The 13,219-nt window shown below is 69.1% G+C and carries 12 protein-coding genes and 1 riboswitch; of the genes, 11 read left to right on the top strand and 1 reads right to left on the bottom strand.

The window, feature by feature from the left end:
- Positions 1-17 precede the first annotated feature (17 nt).
- The 3 genes from Q9R22_RS07115 to Q9R22_RS07125 all read left to right on the top strand — a co-directional run bounded on the left by Q9R22_RS07115 (position 18) and on the right by Q9R22_RS07125 (position 1,433).
- Positions 18-455, top strand: a complete 438-nt coding sequence (locus Q9R22_RS07115) for a DUF4233 domain-containing protein (RefSeq protein WP_131332803.1) — start codon at positions 18-20, stop codon at positions 453-455.
- Between the two features lie 123 nt (positions 456-578).
- The gene (gene ndk / locus Q9R22_RS07120; RefSeq protein WP_064846151.1) at positions 579-992 is read left to right on the top strand and encodes a nucleoside-diphosphate kinase; all 414 of its coding nucleotides are present in this window, start codon (positions 579-581) and stop codon (positions 990-992) included.
- A 171-nt stretch (positions 993-1,163) separates the two neighbouring features.
- A complete protein-coding gene (locus Q9R22_RS07125) occupies positions 1,164-1,433 on the top strand; it encodes a hypothetical protein (RefSeq protein ID WP_311254131.1) in 270 nt (89 codons plus the stop codon).
- A 20-nt stretch (positions 1,434-1,453) separates the two neighbouring features.
- On the opposite strand, the gene Q9R22_RS07130 is transcribed toward Q9R22_RS07125, so the two are convergent.
- Positions 1,454-2,092 carry a vitamin K epoxide reductase family protein gene (locus tag Q9R22_RS07130; protein WP_242670666.1) on the bottom strand — a complete coding sequence of 213 codons (639 nt, stop codon included), beginning with the start codon at positions 2,090-2,092 and terminating at the stop codon, positions 1,454-1,456.
- 460 nt (positions 2,093-2,552) lie between these two features.
- Here Q9R22_RS07130 and Q9R22_RS07135 point away from each other — a divergent pair, with 460 nt between their 5' ends.
- From Q9R22_RS07135 to Q9R22_RS07170, 8 genes are all read left to right on the top strand, one after another.
- Positions 2,553-5,870: an Rne/Rng family ribonuclease gene (locus tag Q9R22_RS07135; protein ID WP_131332805.1), complete on the top strand. Its 3,318-nt coding sequence runs from the start codon at positions 2,553-2,555 to the stop codon at positions 5,868-5,870.
- 80 nt (positions 5,871-5,950) lie between these two features.
- A riboswitch (TPP riboswitch) is annotated at positions 5,951-6,046 on the top strand.
- Complete coding sequence (locus Q9R22_RS07140) at positions 6,034-7,587, top strand: bifunctional hydroxymethylpyrimidine kinase/phosphomethylpyrimidine kinase (protein ID WP_131332807.1); 1,554 nt, start codon at positions 6,034-6,036, stop codon at positions 7,585-7,587. (Overlaps the previous riboswitch by 13 nt.)
- A 237-nt stretch (positions 7,588-7,824) precedes the next feature.
- Positions 7,825-8,136, top strand: coding sequence for a 50S ribosomal protein L21 (gene rplU, locus Q9R22_RS07145; protein ID WP_064846154.1), 312 nt, complete (start codon positions 7,825-7,827; stop codon positions 8,134-8,136).
- A 46-nt stretch (positions 8,137-8,182) separates the two neighbouring features.
- Entirely contained in the window at positions 8,183-8,437 is a 255-nt protein-coding gene (gene rpmA, locus Q9R22_RS07150) for a 50S ribosomal protein L27 (protein ID WP_035962177.1), read from the top strand.
- A gap of 151 nt (positions 8,438-8,588) precedes the next feature.
- On the top strand, positions 8,589-10,190 hold the full coding sequence (gene obgE / locus Q9R22_RS07155; protein ID WP_035962175.1) for a GTPase ObgE: 1,602 nt from the start codon (positions 8,589-8,591) through the stop codon (positions 10,188-10,190).
- Positions 10,191-10,239: 49 nt separating this feature from the next.
- Positions 10,240-11,463: a glutamate 5-kinase gene (gene proB, locus Q9R22_RS07160; RefSeq protein WP_131333915.1), complete on the top strand. Its 1,224-nt coding sequence runs from the start codon at positions 10,240-10,242 to the stop codon at positions 11,461-11,463.
- Between the two features lie 68 nt (positions 11,464-11,531).
- The gene (locus Q9R22_RS07165) at positions 11,532-12,839 is read left to right on the top strand and encodes a glutamate-5-semialdehyde dehydrogenase (protein ID WP_311254132.1); all 1,308 of its coding nucleotides are present in this window, start codon (positions 11,532-11,534) and stop codon (positions 12,837-12,839) included.
- Positions 12,840-12,918: 79 nt separating this feature from the next.
- Positions 12,919-13,176 carry a hypothetical protein gene (locus Q9R22_RS07170; protein WP_131332811.1) on the top strand — a complete coding sequence of 86 codons (258 nt, stop codon included), beginning with the start codon at positions 12,919-12,921 and terminating at the stop codon, positions 13,174-13,176.
- The last annotated feature ends 43 nt before the right edge of the window (positions 13,177-13,219 follow it).

A 13,219-nucleotide genomic window follows, 5' to 3' on the forward strand; every position in this document is an offset into this window, starting at 1 on the left:
ACCATGGAAGGAGCCCGATGGCCCGCATGACCAAGGCTCAGCGCGAATGGCGCCCTGGCCAACCCAAGAAGCCACGCTCGATCAAGACGATGTTCGCCTCGAGCGTGCTCTCCATCGAGGCGTTCATCGTGTTCTTCGCCGCCCTCGCGGCGTTCGGACTCACGGCGCGGGACTGGAGCACGGCCGGGAAACTGTGGCTCATGGGCGGATCGGTGGTTCTCGCCCTGGTGTTCCTGCTGGCGTGCGGCCTCCTGCGCAAGCCGTGGGGGTACGCCCTCGGGTGGGTGCTGCAGGTCGTGCTCATCGCCACGGGAGTGCTCGTGCCCTCGATGTTCGTGATCGGCGTGTTGTGCGCCCTGGCCTGGTGGTACGCCGTGGTCAAGGGTGGCGCGATGGATCGCGAGAACGTGCGGCGCGCGGAGGAACAACGCCGCTGGGAGGTCGAGAACCCCTGACGTGATCACCGTCTCCCGGCCGCGGTCCCCGGGCGTTGCCGCGCGGGGACCACAGGCCGTTAGGCTCGGAGTGGAACCTGATCGACCGAGGACTCCGCGTGGGTCCACAGCAAGGAGAAGCACATGACGCAACGCACCCTCGTCCTCGTGAAGCCGGACGGCGTCCAGCGCGGCCTGACCGGGCAGATCCTGGCCCGCATCGAGGCCAAGGGCTACACGCTCGCGCAACTCGAGCTCGTGACGGCGACCCGCGAGATTCTCGAGCGGCACTACGAGGAGCACCAGGGCAAGCCGTTCTTCGAGCCGCTCGTGGAGTTCATGCTCTCCGGGCCCGTCGTGGCCGCCGTGGTCGAGGGGGACCGGGTCATCGAGGGCTTCCGCAGCCTCGCCGGTGCCACCGAGCCCACCACGGCCGCCCCCGGTACCATTCGCGGCGATTTGGGTCGGGACTGGGGCGAGAAGGTGCAGAAGAACCTCGTGCACGGGTCCGATTCGCCCGAGTCCGCCGAGCGGGAGATCGGCATCTGGTTCAGCTGAGCTGAACGCGGGATCCATGACCGACTACGACCCGCGGATCGTCGACCTGTGCGACGGGGACAACCCCGACGGGCCGGACCATGACTACTACCGCTCCCTCGCCGAGCGGATGCATTCCCGTGCGGTGCTCGGCGTGGGGTGTGGGACGGGTGGCGTCAGTCCGAGCCCACCGTGCGGGACACGCAGCACGGGCTGTTGCGGCAATGGTGCGAGGTGGGGGAACTCGAACGGAGCCGGGTCCTGCTGCGTTTGCACAATCACTTCGAGTCATCGGATGAGCTCGTGGTGGAGGAGTCGGACCTGGCCTTTCGTGACCGCGGCATCCTGACCGATCAGTTACGGCGCGCCGGGTTCGAGGTCGACGCGGTTCGGGGCGACTGGCAGCGGACGCCATTCGACGGCACGCACCCCATCACGGTGTTCGAGGCGCACGCCGTCTGAGCGCGGCGTCGGTGAACGGCTCAGGCGAAGATCGCGGTCGAGAAGCGCACCGCGATGATCCCGAAGACGATCACGAGCACCCCGATGCCCAGGAGCCACGCCCACGCGGCGGAACCGGCGGCGGTGCCACGCGAGGAACCGATCAGGCCGGCGCGGCGCATCCGCGCCGTCGTATGCGCGAGCAACAGGGTCTGGGCGCACCACACGATCATGCAGTACAGGCACAGGGCGTTGATGTGGAAAGTGGTCTGCCACCACAGCCACAGGGTGAACACCGAGCCGGCGGCGATCCCCAGCCACAGCAACCACCAGAACCAGCTGGCGTAGCGTGCACCGGCGAGCACGCCCACGGCCACGGCGATCACCACGGCGTACGCCACGATCCCGATGAACGGGTTGGGGAAGCCGAAGAGCTCCGCCTGCGGGGTGCGCATGACCGTGCCGCACGAGAGCCACGCGTTGATGTCGCAGCTCGTGCGGTGTCCCGCGTCCTTGTAGATCGCGAGCCGTTCCGCCACGAGCACGGCCGATGCGGCGAAACCCACGATCGAGAAGATCACCGCGAGCACGGCCCACGAGCGGTCCGAACGGGTGGCGTGCGCCGGAGTCGTCTCGGGTGTCCGGTCGGTCAGGGGGGTGGTCGCGGAAGTTGGGCTCACGCGCTCGATCGTAGACCATGCGCATGACGACCCACCGGGCGCGGGCCGCCCGTGGCGGCGGGCGACGCCGGCACATTCCCCGTACACGCACTGTGGTCCGGCCGAGGGAATGTGGTCCGGACCACCCGGAATGCACCCCGGCCCGGGGTGACTGTGAGATACTCCCAATGGTCGGGCCTCAGCCGCACGTGAGGAACCGACCCGGCAGGAACACCGATCTCCCTCGGTACGGACCCGCGCTCTCACAGGATCGAGCGCGTCCGGAGCGGGGCAAGTTCGCGGTCCCCACGGACCCAGCGACTCGGGCATCCGCCGGCTCGCGGACAGTGTGCGCAACACACGCCGCGCCCGCGAGTACGACTTTGACTTCCGGCGGCCGCGTGGCGAACACCGGCTCGACCGACCGAGCACACCTCGGGCCCGGGTGCGGGCGGTGTCCCGAGCAGGAGCACAACTTCACATGGAACCTGAGAAGGACAACGCGGAACAGTCACCCCTCGAGACTGCCGCCACCACCCCCGTCGAGGACAGCACCACCACCGACCCCGCCGTCACGCCTGATGCACCGGCCGACGACGCCGCCGTTCCCCATTCCGAGCCCGACGCCGCCGTGCCCGCCGACACCGCTACCGGGCAACCCGCGACGACCGACGCGTCCGCCGAGGATCCGGGGACGTCCGATTCCGCGGCCACCGCTTCCGACGATGCTGGCGTTGCGCACACGCCCGCGCGCGAGATCCCAGTGGCCGAGATCCCCGAGGCCGAGCAGCCCGCGGAGAGTATCGAGGACGAGATCGCGCTCGATGTCGAGGACGCAGCCGGTGACGCCGCTGAGAGCGCCCGCGAGACGGATGAGCAGGCCGCTCTGCGCGCCGACGGGCCCGAGCAGACGACGCAGGCCGGCGAAGGAACCGGCTCGGCCGAGGCGAGCGACGAGCAGACCGACACCTCGGAACAGACGGACGCGCAGACTGTACAGGTCGAGAAGTCCGCGAACGACCAGCCCAGCACCCAGGAGAACTTCGGGGCCTTCGGTCCCGGCGCCTCCCTCATGTTCCATGCCCCGGACCCGGACGAGATCCGCCGTGCCGCCGAGGAGCAGGCTGCCCGACTGCGCGAGGCCGCCAAGGAACGCGACGCCCAGCGCGAGGCCGAGCGGGCCGCGCGCAATGACGTGGACAGCGAGGACGACAAGTCCGGCGAGGTCACGAGCAAGCGGCGTCGCCGGCGGCGTCGCGGTGACGAGGACATGGAACTCGTGGACGAGTCCGACGGCTCGGTGACCCGGGTCCGCGCCCCGCGCGGTGCCGGTGAGGGCACGGGCAGCGACGAGGTGACCGGGGTCAAGGGCTCCACGCGGCTCGAGGCCAAGCGTCAGCGTCGTCGTGAGTCCCGGCAGTTCGGCCGCCGCCGCCACGTGATCACCGAGGCCGAGTTCCTGGCCCGGCGCGAATCCGTGGAGCGCAAGATGCTCGTGCGACAGAAGGACGACCGGATCCAGATCGGTGTGCTCGAGGACGGGATCCTTGCCGAGCACTTCGTCTCGCACACCCAGCAGGACTCGCTGATCGGCAACGTGTACGTGGGCAAGGTGCAGAACGTGCTGCCGTCCATGGAGGCCGCCTTCGTGGACATCGGCCGCGGCCGCAACGCCGTGCTCTACGCCGGTGAGGTGGACTGGGACGCCGCCGAGCTGGGCAGCAAGCCCCGCAAGATCGAGAATGCCCTGAAGTCCGGGGACACCGTGCTCGTGCAGGTCACCAAGGACCCCGTGGGGCACAAAGGTGCTCGGCTCACGAGCCAGGTGTCCCTGCCCGGTCGCTACCTCGTCTACGTCCCGGGCGGTTCCATGACGGGGATCTCCCGCAAGCTCCCGGACGTGGAGCGCCAGCGGCTGAAGAAGATCCTCAAGGACCGGTTGCCGGAGGGTGCGGGCGTGATCGTGCGCACTGCGGCGGAGGGCGCCTCCGAGACCGAGCTGACCAACGACATCAACCGGCTGCGCTCGCAGTGGGAGCAGATCCAGGACAAGGCCAAGTCCACCAAGACGCTGGCCCCGGAGATGCTGTACGCGGAACCGGACCTGACCATCAAGACCGTGCGGGACGTCTTCAACGAGGATTTCTCCGCCATGGTGGTCCAGGGCGAGCAGGCGTGGGACAACATCGAGGCTTACGTGACCTACGTGGCGCCCGACCTGCTGGACCGCCTCGAGCGCTGGACCGGCGATGACGACCTCTTCGAGCACATGCGCGTGGAGGAGCAGATCCAGAAGGCCCTCGAGCGCAAGGTTTTCCTGCCCTCCGGCGGATCGCTCGTGATCGACCGCACCGAGGCCATGACCGTGGTGGACGTCAACACCGGCAAGTTCACGGGCTCCGGGGGCAACCTCGAGGAGACCGTGACCAAGAACAACCTCGAGGCCGCCGAGGAGATCGTGCGGCAACTGCGGTTGCGTGATATCGGCGGGATCATCGTGGTGGACTTCATCGACATGGTTCTGGAGTCCAACCGCGATCTCGTACTGCGCCGGCTCGTGGAGTGCCTGGGCCGGGACCGCACGAAGCACCAGGTGGCCGAGGTGACCTCCCTGGGTCTCGTGCAGATGACGCGCAAGCGCATGGGTACGGGGTTGCTCGAGGTCTTCTCCGAGCCGTGCGAGGAATGCGCGGGCCGCGGCGTCGTGGTCCACGACCACCCCTTGAAGGGCCGCTCCGGCGCGGCTCCCTCCGACCAGCGCGGCACTCGACACGAGCGTAAGCGTTCGCGCAACAAGCAGCACAACGGTGCGCAGGACAAGCCCAGGAACGGCAACCAGCACCACGGTTCGGACGAGCCGGACCAGGCGCGCGTGGAGGCCACCCGCACGGCGTTAGCGAACATCGCCGCGGCCTCCTCCCACGACGAGTCCGGCGACGCCGCACGGAATGCTTCCCAGGGCACCGCACCGCAGTCCGGGGGCGGGCAGGCCGAGGACACCGGTTCCCAGGAGCAGCAGACCTCCCGCGGTCAGCAGGGCGGGGAGCACGCGTCCGAGAACTCCCACGGGGAGTCCGAGGGCGGGCGCCGTCGCCGCAAGCGCCGCGGCAAGCGCAGCCGCGGTCGCGGTCAGCAGGGCGAGGACAACGCCGTGCAGAACGACGGTTCCGACCGGGACGGTTCCGGGAACGACTCGCGCGGGGATTCCCGGTCCGAGGACCGTTCCGGTGGGGACTCGTCCGCGAGCCTCACGATCCACGGCGAGGTCATCGAACTGCCCCACGGGCAGTCTGAGCAGCGGGGGAGCGAGGGCACCCAGGAGGCCCTGTCCCTGGATTCGCTGAGCGCCGCGTTCACGGATGCGGGCGAGGACGAAACCTCGACCGAGGGTGCCGTTCAGGATGCGGACGCCGCGCCCCAGCCGCGAGAGGCCGTGTCGAAGCGGTCGGCCGCCGGACACGCGCCGTCGAACTCCGGGACTGCGCAATCCAGTGCAGGGCAGACGAGTGCCGCGCAGCAGCAGAGTTCCGGGGCGGCGTCGTCCGCCGGCGGGAACCGGCCGGCGGAGGCGCCGGCGGCTCCGGCCCGACGGCGTCGTGGGTCGCGGCGTGCCGTGGCGCCGGCGGCCGCGCCCGGAACCGCGAGGGTGGAGACCCACGAGTACACGCAGGAACGGCAGGTCAGCCGTTTCACCGCGGAGGCCGGGGCCGCGACCCCCGCGGCGTCCGGTGACCAGCCCACCATCGTGGGTGTGGGCATCAAGGCTCAGGACATCACGATGACCGGCAAGCAGGACTGAGTGACCGGCGGCTGGATCCGTCGCCACGCGAGCACCGCAGGGGCACCCGGGATTCCGGGTGCCCCTGTGGCATGATCGGGGACACACACACGGGGTGCTGCGCACTGCGGCTGAGAACACACCCGTCGAACCTGATCTAGCTCGTACTAGCGAAGGGATTGTCGTGGACACCACGCCTTCTACCGCCATACCCCGCGTCCTCTCTATTGCCGGAACCGATCCCACGGGCGGGGCGGGTCACGCCGCGGACCTGAAATCCATCGCCGCACTGGGCGGGTACGGGCTGAGTGTGATCACCGCAGTGGTCGCCCAGAACACCCGGGGCGTCGTGAGCGTACACACCCCACCCGTCCAGGTCCTGCGGGACCAGCTGGACGCGGTCGCCGGGGACGTCACCCTGGACGCGATCAAGGTGGGGATGCTCGGCTCCGTGGAGGTCATCGACACGGTCCGGGACTGGCTCATGGTGGGGCGCGCACCCGTGGTCGTGATCGACCCCGTCATGGTCGCCACGGCCGGCGGGCGATTGCTGCGTCCGGACGCCGAACGGGCCCTGCGGGAGCTGCTGCCCCACGCGAATTTGATCACCCCCAACCTCCCGGAACTCGCGGTGCTGGCCGAGCGCCCCGTGGCCGCGACCTGGGACGAGGCGCTCGAGCAGGGACGCGCGGTCGCGGCGGCGTTCCATACCCGGGTCCTCGTGAAAGGTGGCCACTTGGCCGGGGACACGACCCCGGACGCCCTGTTGCTCCCCGGTCAGGACGAACCCGCCGCGTTGTTCGAGGGTCGCAGGGTGCACACGCGTAACACCCACGGCACCGGGTGCTCGCTGTCCTCCGCGGTGGCCACGGTCGTGGCGCGGACCGGGGACTGGCCCGAGGCGATCCGCACGGCCCGCACATGGTTGCGTGGTGCACTGCGCGGCGCGGACGAGTTGCACGTGGGTCACGGCAACGGTCCCGTGCACCACATGCACCACGTCCAGCACCTCGTCACGGATCCGGCGTTCGTGATGACGGCCGCCGCGGAATCCGAGGGCCCCCGGTTCACCGACGAACTGTGGGAGGAGAGCGCCCCGGTGCGTGAACGCATTGCCGCCCTGGCGTTCATCCGGGGCCTCGGGGACGGCACCCTGGACCCGGGCGAGTTCGAGCTGTACCTGGACCAGGACATGCAATATCTGCAGTACTACTCCCGGGCGCTGGCCCTGCTCGCGGCCTCCGCCCCGGACGAGCGTTCGCGCGAACACTTCGCCGCGGCGTCGGCCTCCGTGGTCTCGGTCGAGTCCGCGCTGCATCGCGCCCGGCTCGGGGACCGGGAGCCCATGCCGCCGAGTGACGTCACGAGCAGTTACGCGGACTTCCTGCTGGCGCGCACGGGTCAGGACGGCTTCGCGGTGGGCTCCGCCGCGATCCTGCCGTGCTACTGGCTCTACGCCCACGTGGGTGCGGAGCTCACCCGTCGTGCCCGCGTCGCGGGACCGCAGCACCCGTTCGCCGACTGGCTCAGCACATACGACGATCCGGACTTCCAGACCGCGACCGAGTCGGTGCGCGGGATCGTGGACCGGGAGGCCGCCCACGCGGACCCGGCCACCAGGGAGCACATGCGCCGCGCGTTCCACCGGGCGTGCGCGCTCGAGCTGGCTTTCTTCGCGCAGACGACCCCGGCGACGTCGCCAGAGGGCGAGCGGCGCGCCGCGGCGCAACTGGCATGACTTCGGGTGATCGGGTAGGCTGGGGTGTCGGTGCCGAGCGCCGGTGTGTGTCATATCCAGTTCACGCACCAGGTTGCGGCACACTCGGGCGGACATCCTGAATCGATGCGATAGCCACGCGGAGAATGCGGTCGGTCATGGATCACCGCGGCGTGATGTCTCGACATTCGCAGTCCTCCAGGAGTACGCCCGACCCACACACGTAGTCCATAGATGTCGAGAGAAGTGAGTTCCCAAGTGGTGTACGCGATTGTCCGCGCAGGCGGCCGCCAGGAGAAGGTTTCCATCGGAGACCTCGTGACCCTTGACCGCGTCGCCGGCGAGGCAGGCAGCACCGTAGAGCTTCCTGCGCTGCTGCTGGTCGATGGGGACAAGGTCACCTCCGACTCCAAGACCCTGGCGAACGTCAAGGTCACCGCCGAGATCGTCGAGGACCTGCGCGGTCCCAAGATCTCGATCATGAAGTACAAGAACAAGACCGGTTACAAGAAGCGTCAGGGCTTCCGCGCCGAACTGACCACCGTCAAGGTCACCGGCATCGACGCCTGAGTATCCGGCTCCCCACATACGTTTCCAACGAAGGTAGGCACACACCATGGCACACAAGAAGGGTGCGAGCTCCACTCGCAACGGCCGTGACTCCAACGCCCAGTACTTGGGTGTGAAGCGCTTCGGCGGCCAGTCCGTTAACGCCGGCGAGATCATCGTCCGCCAGCGCGGTACGCACTTCCACCCGGGCGTGAACGTGGGCCGCGGCAAGGACGACACCTTGTTCGCCCTGGCCGCTGGCGCCGTCGAATTCGGCACCCGCCGCGGTCGCCGCGTGGTCAACATTCAGACCGCCGAGTAATTCTCGTTCGGACCCCTGGGTCCACCCGCCGCCACGACTCCGTGGCGGCGACCACTAGAGGGTGGGCGCTTCACGCGCTCACCCTCTAGTCTTTTCAGAAGACCCCGGTCGACCCGCTCGCAGCAGGTGACCCCTACCACCGAGGAGCCGCGTGGCTAGTTTTGTAGATCGAGTGATCGTGCACGCCACGGGCGGTAACGGCGGCCACGGCTGCGTGTCCGTCAAGCGCGAGAAGTTCAAGCCCCTGGGCGGCCCGGACGGCGGCAACGGCGGCGACGGTGGTTCGGTGATCCTGCGTGTGGACGGTCAGTCCACCACGCTGTTGGGTTTCCACCACGCACCCCACCAGAAGGCCCCCAACGGTGAGCCCGGCAAGGGGGACATGCGCCACGGTTTCAAGGGCCAGGACCTCGTGCTCTCCGTCCCGGACGGCACCGTGGTCAAGGACCGGCAGGGCAACGTGCTCGCGGACCTGCTCGGTGAGGGCAGTGAGTTCGTGCTGGCCGGTGGCGGCCAGGGCGGACTGGGCAATGCCGCACTGTCCTCGCCTAAGCGCAAGGCCCCGGGCTTCGCTCTACTCGGTGTGCCCGGTGAGGAACACCAGGTCGAGCTCGAACTGAAGTCCATCGCGGACATCGCCCTGGTGGGCTTCCCCTCCGCGGGCAAGTCGAGCCTGATCGCGGCCATGAGTGCCGCGCGCCCCAAGATCGCGGACTACCCGTTCACCACCCTGGTGCCCAACCTGGGTGTGGTCCAGGCGGGTGACACCCGCTTCACCGTGGCGGACGTGCCGGGGTTGATCCCGGGTGCTTCGGAGGGCAAGGGGTTGGGACTCGAGTTCCTGCGGCACGTGGAGCGCTGCGCCGCACTCGTGCACGTGATCGACTGCGCCACGCTCGAACCCGGACGGGATCCGCTGAGCGACCTGGACGCCCTCGAACAGGAACTGTCCCACTACGCCGAGGCCATCCGCGACGACGACCCCACCACGATCCCGCTGACCGAGCGCCCCCGACTCGTGGCCCTGAACAAGGTGGACGTGCCCGAGGCACGGGAACTGGCCGAGTTCATCCGTCCCGAACTCGAGGAACGCGGCTACCCGGTCTTCGAGATCTCCACGGCCTCGCACGCCGGACTGCGGGAACTGGGCTTCGCGATGGCCGAGCTCGTCTCCCGTGCCCGCGAGCAGGAGGAACAGCGGGAGGAGCAGCGCCGCGCGGAGACCGTGCTGCGCCCGGAACCCGTGCGGCGTCGTCGAGGGAAGGACCGCAAGGAGTTCGAGATCACCCGCGAGGACCGGGCGGGGGAGCCGCTGTACCACGTGCGCGGCGTGAAGCCCGAACGATGGGTGCAGCAGACCGATTTCAACAACGACGAAGCCGTGGGATACCTCGCGGACCGCTTCGCGAAACTCGGGATCGAGGACGAACTGTTCCGCATCGGCGCCCGCCCGGGCAACGCGGTGCTAATCGGCCCCGAGGACAACGGTGTGGTCTTCGACTGGGAGCCCACCATGGTGGGCGGCGCCGAACTGCTCGGCGGCCCGCGCGGTTCCGACCTGCGCCTCGAGGACACGTCCCGGCCCACGCGCCGCGAGAAGCGGGAACAGTTTTACGACCGCATGGACGCCAAGGCCGAGGCCCGCGCGGAGCTCGAGGAGCAGCGCCGCGCCGGGATCTGGACCGAGTCCGTGGACGACGCGCGAGATCGACGCCGTACTTCCGAGCCGAAGGAGACGCACGACAGTGAGTGACACGCCCCACGTGGAGAAGACCCCCACCGAGACGATCGACGTCTCGGCCATGGAACAGCAAGCGGCCAAGTCCGCGATCCAGCTGAGCACCGAGAGCCGGGGGAAGAACCGCCGCTCTCCCATCACCCGCCGTGCGGATCTGCCCATGGCCCGGCGCGTGGTGGTCAAGGTGGGGTCCTCGTCCCTGACCTCGATCGAGAACTCGATCGATGAGAACGCGCTGCGCAGCATCGTGGACGCGCTCGGCCGGGTCAAGGCGCAGGGCGTGGAGGTCGTGTTCGTCTCCTCGGGTGCGATCACCGCGGGGCTGCAGCCGCTCGGACTGTCCCGCCGGCCCAAGGACCTCGCCACCAAACAGGCCGCGGCCTCCGTGGGACAGGGTCTGTTGATCTCGCGCTACACCGACTACTTCGCGCGCTACGACGTCACGGTGGGTCAGGTGCTGCTCACGGCCGAGGACCTCATGCGCCACTCGCAGTACAAGAACGCGCATCGCCAGATCGAACGGTTGCTGGACCTGGGGATCCTGCCGATCGTCAACGAGAACGACGCCGTGGCCACCCACGAGATCAAGTTCGGCGACAACGACCGCATCGCTGCGCTCGTGGCGCACCTGATCAAGGCGGACGCGCTGTTGCTGCTCTCGGACGTGGACGCGCTCTACACCCGGCCCCCCAAGGACGGCGGGGAGCGCATCCCCACCGTCGAGGATCCCATCACGGATCTCGAAGGCGTGGAGATCGGCACGATCGGCCGCGCGGGCGTGGGCTCGGGCGGGATGGTGACCAAGGTGCAGGCGGCGCGCATCGCGGCGTCGTCTGGCATCCCCGCGCTCGTGACCTCCGCCGCGAACATCGAGAGTGCGCTGGCCGGCGACGACGTGGGCACGTGGTTCGCCACCACCGGCGGGCGGCGCAACGTGCGGTTGCTGTGGCTCGCGCACCTCGCGGACATCAAGGGCACCCTGACCCTGGACGACGGCGCGGTGGAGGCCATTCGCGGTCGTCGCTCGCTGCTCGCGGCCGGTGTCACCGAGGTGTCCGGGAAGTTCACTGCGGGCGATCCCGTGGCCATGGTGGATTCCCACGGAAAGGAAGTGGCCCACGGGCTGATCAACTACGCCTCGGACGAGGTCCCCGGGATGCTCGGCAAACGCACGCACGAACTGGGGGAGGAGTTCGGTGAGGACTACGCCCGCGAGCTCGTGCACGTGGACAACCTCGTGACCATGCGGCCCCGTTCGGCGAGGACCAAACTGAAACGAACCGTCTGACCGCGCGTCCAACCCCTAACCTGAACCGTGGGCGCCGCGCGCCCGCACCACGATCCGCAGGAGGAACAGTGGCCGAGAACACGTCCGTACTGACCGCGCAGGAGACCTTCGGGGACGATCCCGTGGCCGGGGTCGGCCTGATGACCGACGACGCCCGGGTGGCCGCCCGCACGCTCGCCCGCGCCCCGCGCGCGTGGAAGGACCGCGCGCTGAACCTCATGGCCGATCGGATCGAGGCCCGCGCCGACACCGTTCTCGAGGCCAATTCGCGGGACCTGGAACGCGGGCGCGAGTCAGGGATCTCCACCGCGCCGCTGGACCGGCTCAAGCTGGACCGTACCCGCATCACGGGTCTTGCGGACGCGCTGCGGGAACTCGCGGCCCTGCCCGATCCCGTGGGCTCCGTGGTGCGCGGGCAGACGCTCGCGAACGGGCTGCGCATGCGCCAGGTGCGCGTGCCCATGGGAGTGGTGGGCGTGATCTACGAGGCCCGCCCGAACGTGACCGTGGACATCGCCGGGATCGCCGTGAAGTCCGGTAACGCGGTGCTGCTGCGCGGTGGTTCGGCGGCCTTCGACTCCAACCGGGCGCTCGTGGGCATCCTTCGGGACGCCCTCGCGGACGCCAAGCTGCCCGTGGACTGCGTGCAGACCGTGGACGACTACGGTCGCGACGGCGCCAACGCCCTCATGGGTGCGCGCGGGAAGGTGGACGTGCTCATCCCGCGCGGCGGCCGTGGACTCATCCAGTCCGTGGTGACCAACGCGACCGTCCCGGTCATCGAGACGGGCGAGGGCAACGTGCACGTGTTCATCGACGAGTCCGCGCCCGCGCAGATGGCCGCCAAGCTCACCGTGAACTCCAAGACGCACCGCACCTCCACGTGCAACTCCGCCGAGACCCTGCTGCTGCACAGCGGGGCGCGGGAGACATCCCGCGAGGTGCTCGCCGCACTCGACAAGGCCGGTGTGACCCTGCACGTGGACGACCGCGCCGCAGCACTGTTGCCCCCGGGATCTGACCACCTGCAGGCCACGGACGAGGACTGGGCCACCGAGTACCTGGACATGGACATGGCCGTGAAGGTCGTGGACGGCATCGACGAGGCGATCGAGCACATCCGCACGTACTCCACGGGCCACACCGAGGCGATCGTGACCAACGACCTGGCTAACGCGGAACGTTTCACCGCGGAGATCGACTCCGCGGCGGTCATGGTCAACGCGTCCACCCGCTTCACGGACGGCGGCCAGTTGGGACTGGGTGCGGAGATCGGGATCTCCACGCAGAAGATGCACGCGCGCGGTCCCATGGGGCTGGAGGAGCTGACCACCACCAAGTGGGTCGTCCAGGGTGACGGCCACGTGCGTCCGTGAGACGTACCATGGAACGGACGTCACCCGGGACGTTCGTCGCATTCACCGACCGGCGCCGCCGGCCACAGAAGGGAACCGCATGAGCTCGCTGTACCTGTTGTCCAACGTCACCGTCCTGGCGGCCGAGGAGGGGCACTCCATCAACGAAGAGCTGCACGCCATGGCTCCGGTCTTCGGCATCGTCGCGTTCATCCTGTTCCTGATCATGCTCTTCATCTCCATGTCCTTCGCGTCCCGTGGCAAGGCCCCGGCCGTCGGTGAGTACGAGGACCCCGCGCAGCTGCCCGCGGAGGAGCAGGCCATGCTCGACCGGGTGCACGCCACCCCGCGCCACTGACCGACAGATCGGCACGAGTGAATCCCCTCAGCGCGTCAGTGAC

The organism is Kocuria sp. PD6 (assembly GCF_031844145.1).
Classification (GTDB): Bacteria; Actinomycetota; Actinomycetes; order Actinomycetales; family Micrococcaceae; genus Kocuria; species Kocuria marina.

Coding starts and splice junctions, on each gene's coding strand:
- Q9R22_RS07115 (WP_131332803.1), top strand. CDS start 18: ATGGCCCGCATGACCAAGGCTCAGCGCGAATGGCGCCCTGGCCAACCC.
- ndk (WP_064846151.1), top strand. CDS start 579: ATGACGCAACGCACCCTCGTCCTCGTGAAGCCGGACGGCGTCCAGCGC.
- Q9R22_RS07135 (WP_131332805.1), top strand. CDS start 2,553: ATGGAACCTGAGAAGGACAACGCGGAACAGTCACCCCTCGAGACTGCC.
- rpmA (WP_035962177.1), top strand. CDS start 8,183: ATGGCACACAAGAAGGGTGCGAGCTCCACTCGCAACGGCCGTGACTCC.
- proB (WP_131333915.1), top strand. CDS start 10,240: ATGGAACAGCAAGCGGCCAAGTCCGCGATCCAGCTGAGCACCGAGAGC.
- Q9R22_RS07170 (WP_131332811.1), top strand. CDS start 12,919: ATGAGCTCGCTGTACCTGTTGTCCAACGTCACCGTCCTGGCGGCCGAG.